At 32.2% G+C, this 13,363-nt stretch carries 9 protein-coding genes and 6 pseudogenes; 6 read left to right on the forward strand and 9 right to left on the reverse strand.

Annotation, left to right across the window (positions count from 1 at the left end; translation table 11 throughout):
- Positions 1-539: 539 nt before the first annotated feature.
- From ILT06_RS31735 to ILT06_RS31750, 4 genes and pseudogenes are all read right to left on the reverse strand, one after another.
- Positions 540-1,970 (reverse strand): annotated as a pseudogene (locus tag ILT06_RS31735) (IS4 family transposase).
- A 138-nt stretch (positions 1,971-2,108) separates the two neighbouring features.
- On the reverse strand, positions 2,109-2,582 hold the full coding sequence (locus tag ILT06_RS31740) for a DUF1203 domain-containing protein (protein WP_088007483.1): 474 nt from the start codon (positions 2,580-2,582) through the stop codon (positions 2,109-2,111).
- Positions 2,583-4,140: 1,558 nt separating this feature from the next.
- Positions 4,141-4,830 carry a YetF domain-containing protein gene (locus ILT06_RS31745; protein ID WP_222655963.1) on the reverse strand — a complete coding sequence of 230 codons (690 nt, stop codon included), beginning with the start codon at positions 4,828-4,830 and terminating at the stop codon, positions 4,141-4,143.
- Between the two features lie 412 nt (positions 4,831-5,242).
- Positions 5,243-5,846, reverse strand: a pseudogene (locus tag ILT06_RS31750) (DUF421 domain-containing protein).
- Between the two features lie 112 nt (positions 5,847-5,958).
- Here ILT06_RS31750 and ILT06_RS33240 point away from each other — a divergent pair.
- Both ILT06_RS33240 and ILT06_RS31755 read left to right on the forward strand, forming a co-directional pair.
- Positions 5,959-6,083 (forward strand): annotated as a pseudogene (locus tag ILT06_RS33240) (Tn3 family transposase); the annotation flags it as partial.
- A pseudogene (locus ILT06_RS31755) lies at positions 6,061-6,370 on the forward strand (transposase); the annotation flags it as partial. The pseudogenes ILT06_RS33240 and ILT06_RS31755, both read left to right, overlap by 23 nt.
- Positions 6,371-6,398: 28 nt before the next feature.
- Here the strand turns inward: ILT06_RS31755 and ILT06_RS33245 are convergent.
- Positions 6,399-6,679: pseudogene (locus ILT06_RS33245) on the reverse strand (hypothetical protein); the annotation flags it as partial.
- Between the two features lie 110 nt (positions 6,680-6,789).
- Positions 6,790-8,571 (reverse strand): M60 family metallopeptidase, encoded by a 1,782-nt coding sequence (locus ILT06_RS31760; protein ID WP_222655964.1) that lies wholly within the window; start codon positions 8,569-8,571, stop codon positions 6,790-6,792.
- Positions 8,572-10,063: 1,492 nt separating this feature from the next.
- On the opposite strand from ILT06_RS31760, the gene ILT06_RS31765 reads away from it, so the two are divergent.
- From ILT06_RS31765 to ILT06_RS31780, 4 genes and pseudogenes are all read left to right on the forward strand, one after another.
- Positions 10,064-10,369 (forward strand): ArsR/SmtB family transcription factor, encoded by a 306-nt coding sequence (locus ILT06_RS31765; protein ID WP_222655965.1) that lies wholly within the window; start codon positions 10,064-10,066, stop codon positions 10,367-10,369.
- An 88-nt stretch (positions 10,370-10,457) separates the two neighbouring features.
- Positions 10,458-10,699, forward strand: a pseudogene (locus ILT06_RS31770) (AbrB/MazE/SpoVT family DNA-binding domain-containing protein).
- A gap of 21 nt (positions 10,700-10,720) precedes the next feature.
- Entirely contained in the window at positions 10,721-10,954 is a 234-nt protein-coding gene (gene hfq / locus ILT06_RS31775; protein ID WP_000448532.1) for an RNA chaperone Hfq, read from the forward strand.
- 225 nt (positions 10,955-11,179) lie between these two features.
- On the forward strand, positions 11,180-11,371 hold the full coding sequence (locus tag ILT06_RS31780) for a hypothetical protein (RefSeq protein ID WP_222655966.1): 192 nt from the start codon (positions 11,180-11,182) through the stop codon (positions 11,369-11,371).
- A 131-nt stretch (positions 11,372-11,502) separates the two neighbouring features.
- On the opposite strand, the gene ILT06_RS31785 is transcribed toward ILT06_RS31780, so the two are convergent.
- The 3 genes from ILT06_RS31785 to ILT06_RS31795 all read right to left on the reverse strand — a co-directional run bounded on the left by ILT06_RS31785 (position 11,503) and on the right by ILT06_RS31795 (position 13,125).
- The gene (locus ILT06_RS31785) at positions 11,503-12,096 is read right to left on the reverse strand and encodes a TasA family protein (RefSeq protein ID WP_222655967.1); all 594 of its coding nucleotides are present in this window, start codon (positions 12,094-12,096) and stop codon (positions 11,503-11,505) included.
- Between the two features lie 286 nt (positions 12,097-12,382).
- Positions 12,383-12,715 carry a DeoR family transcriptional regulator gene (locus ILT06_RS31790; RefSeq protein ID WP_098687268.1) on the reverse strand — a complete coding sequence of 111 codons (333 nt, stop codon included), beginning with the start codon at positions 12,713-12,715 and terminating at the stop codon, positions 12,383-12,385.
- Between the two features lie 110 nt (positions 12,716-12,825).
- A complete protein-coding gene (locus tag ILT06_RS31795; RefSeq protein ID WP_098687269.1) occupies positions 12,826-13,125 on the reverse strand; it encodes a hypothetical protein in 300 nt (99 codons plus the stop codon).
- Positions 13,126-13,363: the final 238 nt, after the last annotated feature.

Here is a 13,363-nt window from a genome sequence, read left to right on the forward strand (position 1 = left end):
CTCTATTTTATTAGTAGCTTGGGTTGTAGGTGAAAGGGAAAAACAAAATCAAAGATAATATTTTATATTTATGGGTAAGTATAATTGTTAAAAAAGCTGGCATTGATCCAGCTTTTTCTTTTTTATTTTTGAATCTATTATCATACACCCTAATCACACAATTGAAATTAAGTGTTTTCAGTAACTAACCAATGAATGATTAGGGCTAACCCATAATAGACAAATCACCTAATAAAAATAGACAAAATGATGTTTATACGCTCAATAAATCATATCTGGAAATATAAGTAAGCCTATGACCTGTTTTTACATGTATCTCGGCTGTACCCCTTTAGGGTTTGTTTATAAACAGTTTATTGTGTTAGAGTTGATAATGCGTGTTATGAAATTATACATATAGGGGTAGCACCACATCGCTATCAAGCTAAGATTATGCAAAGTCAATTTTAGGCGAGATTGTTTCTTTTTTCTAAAGGGCAAGTGTAGGTGATTGAAAGATTTGCATACGAAATAAACCCTAACGGGTTTCATTTTTTGAATTAAGCGGCTTGATTATCAGACATGGTACAATTGTAAACGACACCTAATATATCAAAGACCGTTTTTTTCTCATATCGATGAGATTTCCGCCCGTTTTGCTGTAGGAGATTGAACAGGCGAAGTAACACCTTTGATAGCTCTTGGGTGTCTTTTTGAATAGTTTGGAATAAAAGAAGAAAATAGTCTTTGATCATATATATGGCTTTATACTCACTAAGCTCTCGTTTTTTCTTCATTAGGAGCAATTGTCGCATTTGAAACATGATAGAAGAACAGAGTAGAATGGCAATCAATTGACCATATAAATGGCACTCCAATCGTTCTCGTTTTATCTTTTTACAATGATGAATTTGAAAGAATGACTTCCACGTTTTAAATAAAATTTCGATTTGCCAACGTAAAGAATACCAATCATGTACTTGTCCCGTCGGGACAATATCTGTAGGCGTGTTTGTCATATATACATTGATACCACTGAGTCGTTTACTACGAGGAGAATACTTCATTCCTTTCTTTTTTTCTCTTACAGTTTGATCTTGTAATCGTTTTTGTTGCTGTTGTTTTGTTAATCGATGAACAATTACACGAGCTGGCATTTTATCAATCATTCCTACATAAGCATCAGCTATTTCACATGTTTGTCCTGGTTGAAGGGAGTTCATTCACGTCTCCATATCTATCTGTATATACTCTGTACCTTTCTTAATTCTTCCATCTTGAAAATAATCAGGGGTAGGATTTTTTTGATAAATACGTGTATTCGACTTGATACGAGAGATATAGTAGGCCTCCCTATCTTGTATATATTGAAGGTCTTTTAAATGAAAATAACCTAAATCTCGGATACATAAATCATTCGCTGTCACAGTTGGGGCACATAGAGAGCCGTAAGTGCGATCATGTTGTTTACCTGGGCCTGTATGAATATGTAGGAACTGTCCACTTAACAAATCATACTCAAGTTGAATTTTTATTCCAGCTGTATGGCTGCATCCTCCTGCACCTGGATAAACCGATGAAAATACATCTGGGAGTTGAAATGCAGTTGAATCTAAAATACGAATACGCTTGAAACCAGAAGTGTATGGCGAAGAAATCGGCATAGATGCGTCCATTTTTTTGTTTAGTAGTTCGGCTAGTAGGCGTTGTAAAAGTTGGGCAGCCGCCTCATTAAACCGTTGATTCAGTCCTTCAGGACTGATGAGAACTTCTGTTGATGCTTCTAAACAGCTAGATAACTGAGTTAAAGAAGTCATAGCTACACTTTGACTCATCCATACACATAAAGCTACTAAATCTTTTGCCTGATACTTACTGGTTCGTTGTACAAAACCAACATCTCTAGCAAGATCCTGTAAGGTATTTGGAGATAAAAAACTTTGAATCTCTTGAGCAAACAGTTGTAATTCGTCAGACACAGAAACAGACATAAAAAACGCCATCCTTTCCTATGATTCTACAAAAAGAATAGCGTATTTTTTCATTTTAGGGGAGGGTTTGTTGAAGTAGCCTGATAGCAATTGGTGGTACCCCTTATAGGATAATAGAAGTTTGCATTTTCAATTTTTTCACACTCTATTAACAAGGCAGTTATAGCATCCTGGTTTAGCGTTAAGAATGTGAATATATTCTACTTCTTTATTATCAAAAATTTCATCTATATTTTCTCTTAAATTTACACCTTCTGTAACCCTTGCTTCTACAATCATTGATTCAGCATTGTAGCCGCGTATAGATAGGTACCTATGATGTAACATAAGCGGAATTTCATTTACATCTAGCTTAGCGGTAGTTGCTCCCTTTCGTATAAATATAGGACCACTTGCTTTATAAGGCGAATTAACACTATGATATTGGTAATTCAGTAAGATTACCTCTTCTCCTACCTCTGCATCCTTCAAACTTATCCTGCAAGGATATCCAGGATTTTTATTTGCTATTATTTTGACTGCCCCGATACTTTTTAATGCTTCTTCATTCATTAGAAATAGGTTATTAAACTCCTTCTCTTGTAACGCAACGATTTGAAAGCTATTTCTCATATTCTATCCCTCCTTAATTAGTTGTTATAAAGCATTTCACTAATGATGCTACCACTAAAGTTTATAAAACTTCTTCAATGATCCTGCCCGTTTATTGAAGAATGAATTTTCATAATCTTCATAGTAAGTTTAACATAAAATTCCACAGGAACCTCTAAAAAAATCATCCTTTTTAAAAGAGGATGATTGCCCAGTTTATTAATATCGTTTAAAGTAAATCGTTTATCGGTTAAACCTAGTTTCAGAGCTGGCGTTGACCTTGTTTTTTAGATACTTTAGTAGCCGAACAGAAGTAGTAGTACGTTCTAAAAATATATATTTTTTGTTTTGGGGATAATGTATTTCTTAGCTTGATGGGCATGTGGTGCTACCCGGCTAAGGAATAAATGAGAAGACTCATCTTGGATTTTTGTTGATTTGAAAACCAAAAAGTTGAAACAGACTATCTCATAATTTGAATCGGAGCAAACACTCTAACTACGGGTTGCCTTCATTATATACCAAATCCTAACATGTGAAGTTATAATATTTGAAAATTATGTGAATTTAGAGAGAGAAAATAAAACCCTGATTATAATTCCTAAAAATCTCAATTGTTTATTTTGCACAAAACACTTTAAAACAATATCTATATCATAATAAATTATAAAAAATGTGAGTGTGTGTAAATAGAGAAGAATGAAGGATTCTTACAGAAGAGCATATAGTCCAATTCAAGATTAATTAGCTATAAGAAAATGAATTTCATATTATAACTAACTATAATTCTTGAATATATGTAAATGAGGTTTTCTTATCCTTTTTATTTATGTGATAAAGAAATTAGGTATAGAAAAATTAAACAAACGTTTGTTTTAAATATTTTAGTTATGAATCTATGTGTGAGATATGATAGTTATAGTTATTAATTGTTTGCTTAGTAAATTGCTCGTTTATTATATAAATTTTATACAACAAAGGGAAAAGCGCCGCTATCGGTGCTTCCTCTAAAAATTTATCGCTACAATTTCTTCTTAACACTTTTTCTTCATGAGAATTAGTTATTTTCTCGAATTTTCTTAATATTATCAACCATCATTTGTAATTCAATCCACACTTTGTTGATACCATTACAGTTACAAGTATGCTAAAATCCATTTGAAACATTGCTTTTGGGAATGCAATTGCTATTATAATCGCAATTTATTTTCTACAAACTGATTGGGTTTCAACCCAAATTGCGGCTTTATTCCGCAGACCTTAACAAATTGTTAAGGTCCTTTTTTATTTGTCCTTAGTTGCCAAAAAATAAAGGTTTCATTGTGAGGGTATCTTAAAATCTTAGCTTGATGGGCATGGGGTACCGCCAGCATTTTTGAAAAAACCACCTAAGGAAATTATGCACAAAAAAACAGCCGATCTTTACCCCATTAAAGTAAATTGGCTGTTTTCGATGAACATAAATGAAAATTTTGTGAATCGAAATATTTGTACATCATTTATGAAATATCCAATTTCATCTCACAACACACCTCTTTTTTATTTTTACGGAAGATACTCATAAAAGTAGTCGTCGAAATCATGACTCATTCATTTTTTGGCAAAAGAAACCTTCATCTGTTTTCCATTCCGCATATAATATATCTTCAAACCTTGTGATTCCGCTTTTCTTAATTTGCTTAAAAAGCCAATTTTCATCAAATCCTGCCTCTTTTAAATTATCCTTAACAACTTTCCCGTCACTTATTAATGAAATTGGTAGATATACAGTTTTTTGTTTTAAACTTAAATCTTTTATTGTAGGAGATGTAAACTTAGGCTTTTTTAGGATACCTATTTTTCCATTCGGTTCTAATATCATATACTCAACTTCTCGAATAGAAAAAATATCTTTTTGCTGTCGCAACATTTGTTGTAGCTGGTTTATATCCAAATGATTCGCTCTTAATTGTTCTCTGTCAATATATCCATTTCGTATGATAATGGAAGGGTTCCCTTCAAAAATATTTCGCGTTCTTCTCCATTTTTGCGTTACCATTTCTATCGTATAGATGAGTACGACCCACACAAATACTGCATACAGAATGGAACCAACCTTCACTTTTGAATCGTATACAGTATTTCCTACAAGACTACCGAGAACAATGGCAGAAATAAAATCAAAGCGGGTAAGTTGAGAAATTTGTGTTTTTCCTAATAATTTAGCAGCAATTAATAGTACAAAAAAGCCAACCACAAGTTCTATGGTAATTTGCCCAATATGATTCATATGAAGTGTCACCTCGACAAGTTGTTTTTTATAAAAAAACATAATTTTTTAAAAAATATGAACTTTCGTTCACACATACTAAAAAATCTCGAAACACTATTTATCTTTAAAAATGGGTATACCATAGTTAGGTATCATTTTTTAAATAAATATAATTACAAGTATATAGTCAATACAAAAGAAAGTTCATAAAAAATCCAAACTTATCCTTATAGGCATGTATGAAGAGCACAATTAGTTTTTGCTGCCTGCTCTATTGATTATAGAAATTTTTTAACGGGAGTAAATAAAATAAAATTAACAGTTACGATACTTAAAACTCTTTTCTTTATAATTGGGATTACCTTTTTAATTGGAATCGTAGGAACTGGTATTTACATGGACTTTATGAAGTAGTTCAACTTTTTATTTCTCACTTCAAATCATGATGTTTTATATCAGATTGAGCATTAATTTCTTGAAATATATTTGAATTATTATTTTTTGCTTGTAAATCTGTTGGATTATTGGATAGTATATTTTGATTCAAAAATTGAGGTTGAATTAATCTTTTTAAGTCTCCCACTGTTAACGGCTTAACATCCTCTTTTAATTCATATCCTATTTGACCATTAGGTTCTAGAGTTACTGTTTTTACATCTCCAATTTTTGAAATTCCTTGGTTACGTAATCTCATTTCTAATTGATCTACTGTTAAACGCATTTTCTTCAAGTTAGAGACATGTAAAATACCGTTTTCAATCACTGTTTTAGACTTGCCAGTAATAGACTTTTTCAAATGTATTAGATTTTAATTGTAGATATTCTATAATAACCACTGAAATGACAAATATAAGTGCACTTACAATAGCCTTTAATACACTTTTTTCTACAATAGGTTGTACAATAATTGTACCAATAGAAATCATTACTACAGTTTGTGCTAATGTCATCTGCGAAATAGACTTTCTACCTGCTATTCGTAATAAAAGAATGCCACTCAAGATTAAAATAAATGATTCCCAAATAAAATTCATATAATCCTCCTTTAACAAAGAATCTCTATTTTACATTTCCCTTTTTTACTTGAATTAATACTTTACTTAATACTTTGCAAGATGTGCTTTTAGTAACAGGTAGTGTCTTTGTGATGCATTACGTGCAAAAGATGTAGACAATCCGGAAGAATATTTACAACATATATCTCCTCTTGATGGGAACATATTACGTTGACAGGTGATTATGTATTGATTAACCGAAAAACAACTTCATGAGCGTATGAAAAAGCAAGTGTATACGGAAAGTAAAAAGGGTATTACGTATTCGAAAAAAGGCAAAAGGTTAGCTGGAATGAACTTATATGTTACCAATACACCTTGGGAGGTTATTCCGATGAAACAAATCCATGATTTTTACTCTCTCCGTTGGCAGATAGAGATTGTATTTAAAACATGGAAATCTCTATTTCAAATTCATCATTGGCAAAATATTAAACAAGAGCGATTGGAAATGCCATGTTGATGGAAAACTCATTGCCATTTTTTTATGTTCTTCTACTATGGGGTACAGGCGATACGTGTAAAAATAGGTTATAGTCTTACTTTTATTTCCAAACACGAACTTTTGGATTTTATATAGTTTTCTTCTATCGGCTGATAGATCTTCTGTAAATCAATCACATAATCCCCACAGCGTTTTATATGTCATATCATATACTTAGTGTTTCTAAATCTTGGCTTAAAAAGTGATAACTTTCATTTTTTAGTTGTCATAAATCATAGTAATATCTACAACATTAAAAGAAATCATTATCGGTTTCTACTTTATTGGTACTAGCTGTAATTTATTCACGTAATTTCATATCAGAAATTACAAAGTAAAAACAGAACATGAAATACGCAAAAAAATTATCGCAGGGCAGATCTTCAAAACATACGAAAATCCCCCTACGATAACGTGTTCATTCATACGTGCAAACTATTAATACCCTAAAATATCTACTTCAGCTGCTGAAGCATATCCATTTTTTCCGTTCGTTACTTCTATTTTTACATATTTTGCAGATACAGGTTCGAATGTTGCAAACTCTTTTCCTCCAGTACTTTTCCAAGTTCCAGTCGATACTTTTTGATAGTTAGAGCCATCCATGCTTGTATAAATATTATATCCTAAAATACGACCATTCTCCGACCAATCTTGTCTTGGAAGACATGCTACTTGGTTGATAGTTTGTGTTTTACCAAGATCTAACGTTAAATTATATGGATATTGATTTGGTGTGCTCCATTGGGTATGCCAAATTGTATTTGGATTGTTATCAATTGCGTTACTTGCTGGATCACGCCATGATTCTTCACTATTTGCACTTGCCTTCATTATTTTTTTGGACAATACAGCAAGTGGTTTAACAGGTTTAGCATCCGTTGCTTCCCATATAGGTGCAATTAATGTTGGGTTGTTTAAAGCTTCTATTTTCTGTCTCGTTTCTTGTGTTGCTTTCAATCCCCATTTATCAAAGAATGGAAGTACATTTTGTTTTGCTATTTTCGATGTATTGTAAATAAATGCCTGTATTTTATCTTCGTCTGTTTTGGGAAGTTGATCCTCTGGTATCTCACGATATAATTTGTGAAGATTTGGATAAAAATCATCCCCATATGCCAAATGAAGCTGCCAAAGCATAACAAGTTTTACAAATAGGTCGTCAATATTTTTATATTCTTTATTCGTTTGTTTTAAATACGCGAAAGCTCTATTATAATCTCCCTCTGTATCTAAACGTGTTGGTATATTTGGGTATATCTTCTTGAATGCAGCTAAAGAATATAGATTATTAGTTACTTCACCCATACCTCTTAAATCATTCCACGTCCATGGATATTGTTGTCGTGCATGTCCTGCTTCATGCATTTGTCCCCATCCAAACTCATTGACATTTAAAGTACTTTTGATAGCTTCACCAGCAGTCGTAAAGACGGCTCCATCCCAACTTGCATACATGCCCCAACTTTGTGCGTTAGGATTTTCTACAAAGGCCCAAATACGACGAGTTGAACGATGTAAAGGATTAGGATCTGTTTCAGATAGCCCCGATATCTTGTCTTGCGCTCGAATCATTTCATCATATTTATTTAATAGAGGCACAGGATCTTGATTTACAATATATTTATTGGCACTATCACGAGTTACAGTTAGTACTGCTCGTTTTGATTTCAATTGTACCGCATGTGCATTTGGATAGTTGTTCATCATGGTAATCCAGTCTTCTTTTGTGTGTTTCCCTAATACAAAGAAAGGAATAGGACTACCGCCTTGTGTTACTTGCACCTTAACTGTTCCTGTGCTTTGAAAATTATCTAACCCTAATACGCCGCCGTTTGGTGAAGAGATGGTATTAGAGCCAGGTGAAAGATCAATTTCTTTTCCCCATTCTTTGTCATATTGATGTGTCCCAATAATGGCTCTAATCTTTTGCGTTCCTGATACTGTAATAGTAACCTGTTCATTAGGTTTCACATAAATGCCTGTTGGCATATAATTTTTTTGCTCACTTCTTTTTTCTCTTTTTGCTTCATCCCAAAAACTGCCTGTACCTGGAAGGTCGAACTCTCTTTGTTCAAATTGAGTTGCAGTTTGTGCAGTTTCAGCATGTACATCTAAATTATTTGTCATAATAGGTGCAAATAACGTGGTTGCTAAAATAGCGGATGTCGCAAACACCTTTATTGTTTTTTGTAATCTACCATTTTCCCTTCTGTTCATATGAATCATTCCTTTCGTTCAAATTCGTTATTATTTACATACGAAATATCTGTTTTCTCACTAATACCAAAAGTGGATTTATTAAATGCACACTTATTTTAAGCAATGTTGATTATATTTTTGGATGAGTACAAAAAAAGCATAGTAACACTTCAAACTCTTTTTCTATATAATCTAGAAACACATTACCCTCATTGATTTCTTAAATCACTCCTCTAAGTAAGAATTTAAGATAAATGTCCTATCTCAAAGCCCCTTTCCTAGTTTTGGGATTACGCATTAAGTATAATCCCAAAATAAAGTTATACAATTGAGAAAAATAAAAACATTAAAACTTTACAATCGCGTAAAATTTTTAACATTTACTGAAAAACAATGTGTTATAGGAAGATAACTTTAATATAGATATGATCTTAAAAAATATTTTAAATAGAGTACTTTGTATTCATAAAAGTAAAAACCACCTTGGAAATACAAGTAAGGCTGCGACCTATTTTTACACGTATCTCGGCTGTACCGCAAGAGGAGTCTCGCTTTATGCCTATCATGCTGATATTTTCAAATACCTCGAAAATTGAAAATAATTTTTCGTTTTTATAGTAGATATTTATTTAAAAGTGTTTTTCCGTGTTTTACCAAAAAAACAAAAAGAAAATGAATTTCGTAATATAACTAAATATAATTTTTAAATATATGTAAATGAAGTTTTCTTATCTTTCTTTATCTATATAACGAAAAGATCCGTTATGGGATAATTTATTAAAAATATTTCGGCTAGAAATCAATGTTTGAGATATGAGATGATTACGGTCGTAAATTATTCACTTTATTAAATTTCATTTTTATTCTATAAATTTTATATAACAAAGAAAAAAGCACCTACTTTCGTAGGTACTTTATCGTATTTGATTAAATGAAAGTAAACTTTTGGATAAAATTCAATTGGGTTTTAACTAAATTTTTAATAAATTTCTCAATATAGATATAATGCTTAATTATGGATATACTATTCAAAATTAACCAATAATAAGTTATGATATAGATATGATAGTTATCCTTTTGTTTACTCCTTGTGCTAAAGATAAGATTGTGTTCCCTGATCTTATCTTTTTATTTTTGGATTTTAGATACAAAAAAGGAATCTTTAATAACTTAAAACTACCCTGTCACTAGGACAGAAAGAGGAAAAACTTCAAACTCCGCTCCGGTCTCTACGCTGCAGATTAAAGTAGTAAAAATTACTTGAAGGAAAACGTTTGGACGGGAATTAGAAGTACCAGAAAATATACAGCAGAGAGAACTAAATGAGTTATTTATTATAATAACATCGGAAGCAATGGAAGATACCAAGAGGACATAGGGAGATTCTTTGGGAATGATATAGTTATGAAAACATAAGCACTCGAAGGGATCTCTTGTGTATCTAAACATTTGCCAAACAAATAGATGATGTTAGGATGTAGGAAACGAACACTAACAAGGAGAAGTGATTATGCAAAAAGCTTTCTATATGAATATTAATGATTACGAGAGACCTGCAGATATATTGCGGATGCTTGGACATCCCATGCGTTTGATGATAGTTCGAGAATTAATTTTAAAAGGTCCATTAAATGTATCCCAGTTACAGAAGCTACTACGTGTTCCACAATCTACAATGTCACAGCAATTAATAAAGTTAAAACAGTTTAAGATGGTTTCCTATGACCGAAAAGGAAATGAGATTTATTATATAGTGAGTGACAAAAAAGTGATTGAGAGTATGAAGGGATTAGAATGTTTGCAACAGTGGACGTAAAAAGACATGGAAAATCTCTTTATTTCTAATAGATTGAGATTAACTTTTTATAGTATATATAGTTTTAAAATAACGAAAAGTAGATAATTTGGGACGAATTGTAATACCAAAAGAAACAAGAAAAACTTTACAGGTGGATACAGTGGATGCGCTAGAAACTTTTGTAGAAGAAGATGCGATTATTCTACAAAAATATGCAGCTCATGGTACGTGTCCTATCACAGGATATCTTCAAGGAATGTAAAACTAGTAGGTGGAAAGCTGACACTGAGTCCAGAGGGTGTAAAACAACTGTTAGCTGAACTAGAACAATACAAAGTGACTGTATGAGAAGAATAGGAGGAGAACTCATTGGAAACGAAATTACAATCATTTCAAAAGGATAGAGGTAAGAACATACTATTTTCACAGGAACACTTATTACAAGAAGCGTTTCAAAAGAAGAAGGATATCACGTTAATTCTGTTAAAAGGACTACATATAAAAGGAATAATAAGAGGATATGATACCTTTTCTATTTTAATAGAATATGAGGGGAAACAACAGCTTGTATATAAACATGCAATCTCCACGATTCGATTCTAAAGCCCACGGACAGGACATTCACACATTTGCGGGTACCTGACATCCTTAGAAAAATAACTAGGAGTATAACTTTTATGTTATAATTTAATACTCAGCCAATATTTATACTATACAACGACGTCTAAAACAGTAACTGAAAAACCCATCCCTATTCTATATAGATATGGGTTTTTCTACTTCTGATTTATCATATAAAACCCAACATGAAGCGGAGAGAATGGTACTATGTATCCTAAGTTTTTTGATAAAATGGCCTTTTCAAAAGCGCATAAAGATTTATTAATTCAGTTGTATAATAAAGAAATTACAAGAAATGAGTATAATCGTGTATTAAACAATCTATATGAGACAAAGCCTAAGGTAAATGAAAATAAGAACCAAGATAAAGTGCTGGGTTCTGTTACAAAGTGTTTTTAACAGATAAAAGGTTGGTATGATTACAGTTTACCCTTTTTTACAAGTATTACCCCGATGTCAAATATTAAAGCAAGACTTCTAAAATAGAGATCTTAGAAGTCTTAGATGTACCATATATGGGTCTTGCAATATTATCTTTCTTGTCCATCTGTTTGATTCGCTTGGAACTCCATTTTCATCGCAATACTATCTCCCTGGAACATATTCTGGTCCATTTTATTGTCTTCAAAGATAAACCTTATCCAGAACCAATCCATCTTACCAGCCTTTAATCCACCCGTCTCTGCCCATTTTGAAAGGAATACTTTATGAGACGCGACTTCCGGATTTTGTGATTTTAATTCTGCAAGAGTTGTTTCGTATATAGGACTTTTTGCTGAATCCCAATCCCAAAGAAATTGTACTTTCATATGTTTACCAAAATCATTTTCCTGATTATCTAGTTTCAAATCGTTCACGGTATAATCTACTTTCATTAGAACATCTTTAATATCTAACGTACCACTATTTTTTACATTGAACTTTTTTAAAATTTTATCCCCCGGTTTTAAATTATCTAAATTGAGAGAAGTTGTAGGCTGCATAGTAAGATCTAATGTCCCCGCGGCTAATGTGTTATTCGACACAACTTGATCACTAAAATAAGCATATGTCCCCCCACCAATTAAAGATAAACCAAGAGCGGCTGAAACCACTCCCACACCTAATTTCTTTTTCAAAGACATGTTTTATTCCTCCCTATAGTATTTTTCCCTATTAAATCAAAAACCTTTCCTCATACAGATGTAACATAAATTTGGTTTTTTATTAATTATAAGGTGCACCTATGTTGAGAAAATCACGGGAATATTCTTTATGTATTGGGTCCCCGTATCCGTCAACTTAAGTACATTTATTCCCCCAAGTATAAAAAAATCTTATTCTTTCTAAACAAGCTAAATAGAAAGAGCGACGAAGTAACCGACAAAAAAGAGACTAAAAAATATTTCATAGTCTCTTTTCTGATTTTACTTATTGAACCATGGCAGATACAATTACAGTAAATTCAGAGGTAGCATTCTTAGGATTGGCAATATAAAGAGATCTTTTAGATATAACACTTGTTCGATTGCCGCTTAATACACCAGAGAAATGAGTAGGATCCGGTGCAGCGGACTTATCTTCCATTACATTAAAGCTAATAAAATCCGGATCTCCGCCACCTATAACCTCCCATTTCAAATATTTTGTTCCTGCTGGAAGATTCTCAGTACTAAAGTTGCCACTTGAACGATTTTTTTGTCCTGGTTGTGGCTCTTTACCTGATCTTACTCTTGCAATCTCTACTGTCGCTTTTGTTTCCATATCCATTCCCCATTTCATAATATATATTTGTAATCAGGTTACTAAAGCAACCTAACTAAAATATACAATTTGTAGAAAAAAAATGGGTATTGAGAAATATTACGGCGTCTTTATTCATAAATTAAAGCATATATGTTTATTCCAACTAATGATGTAGCATTACGAACATTATCAATATACATTTCTTTATTTTGTACCACTTCAGTTCGATTTTCATGTAAAACATCATTAAAAATAAGATCATCCAAGTCCCCAAATTTATCTTCCATTACGTCAAAAAGAATATCATCTAAATCGCCACCACCTGCTAATTCCCATTTCAAAAACCTCGTGCCTTCGGGTAAAGTTTCAGTGCTAAATAACTGACCTGGATATATAGTTGTTACCAATTGCCTCTTTTTTATCTTCATGTTCATAGCCCCTTTTCCAATAAGCATCATTTACTAAAATATATATTTTTTAGAGGCATTTAGGTATTGATAAAATTTACATATTACTTATCATTGGCACCTGTCTAAAAAAACAAAATATTATGAAATTATTTTTATTAGTTTGGAATTCTTTGATAGTTTGTAAAGGTATACCTTTACAAACGCAGGAGCCCAATCTATGAAATGTTGAAACATCAAGTTTACAAAGGTGGATAGG

Source organism: Bacillus sp. 17RED48 (assembly GCF_019837545.1).
In the GTDB taxonomy this organism is placed as follows: Bacteria; Bacillota; Bacilli; order Bacillales; family Bacillaceae_G; genus Bacillus_A; species Bacillus_A wiedmannii.

Excerpts from the sequence above, each read along its gene's own strand:
- ILT06_RS31740 (WP_088007483.1), bottom strand. The coding sequence starts at position 2,582 with ATGAGAAATAGCTTTCAAATCGTTGCGTTACAAGAGAAGGAGTTTAAT.
- ILT06_RS31745 (WP_222655963.1), bottom strand. The coding sequence starts at position 4,830 with ATGAATCATATTGGGCAAATTACCATAGAACTTGTGGTTGGCTTTTTT.
- ILT06_RS31760 (WP_222655964.1), bottom strand. The coding sequence starts at position 8,571 with ATGAACAGAAGGGAAAATGGTAGATTACAAAAAACAATAAAGGTGTTT.
- ILT06_RS31765 (WP_222655965.1), top strand. The coding sequence starts at position 10,064 with ATGCAAAAAGCTTTCTATATGAATATTAATGATTACGAGAGACCTGCA.
- ILT06_RS31780 (WP_222655966.1), top strand. The coding sequence starts at position 11,180 with ATGTATCCTAAGTTTTTTGATAAAATGGCCTTTTCAAAAGCGCATAAA.
- ILT06_RS31785 (WP_222655967.1), bottom strand. The coding sequence starts at position 12,096 with ATGTCTTTGAAAAAGAAATTAGGTGTGGGAGTGGTTTCAGCCGCTCTT.
- ILT06_RS31790 (WP_098687268.1), bottom strand. The coding sequence starts at position 12,715 with ATGGAAACAAAAGCGACAGTAGAGATTGCAAGAGTAAGATCAGGTAAA.
- ILT06_RS31795 (WP_098687269.1), bottom strand. The coding sequence starts at position 13,125 with ATGAAGATAAAAAAGAGGCAATTGGTAACAACTATATATCCAGGTCAG.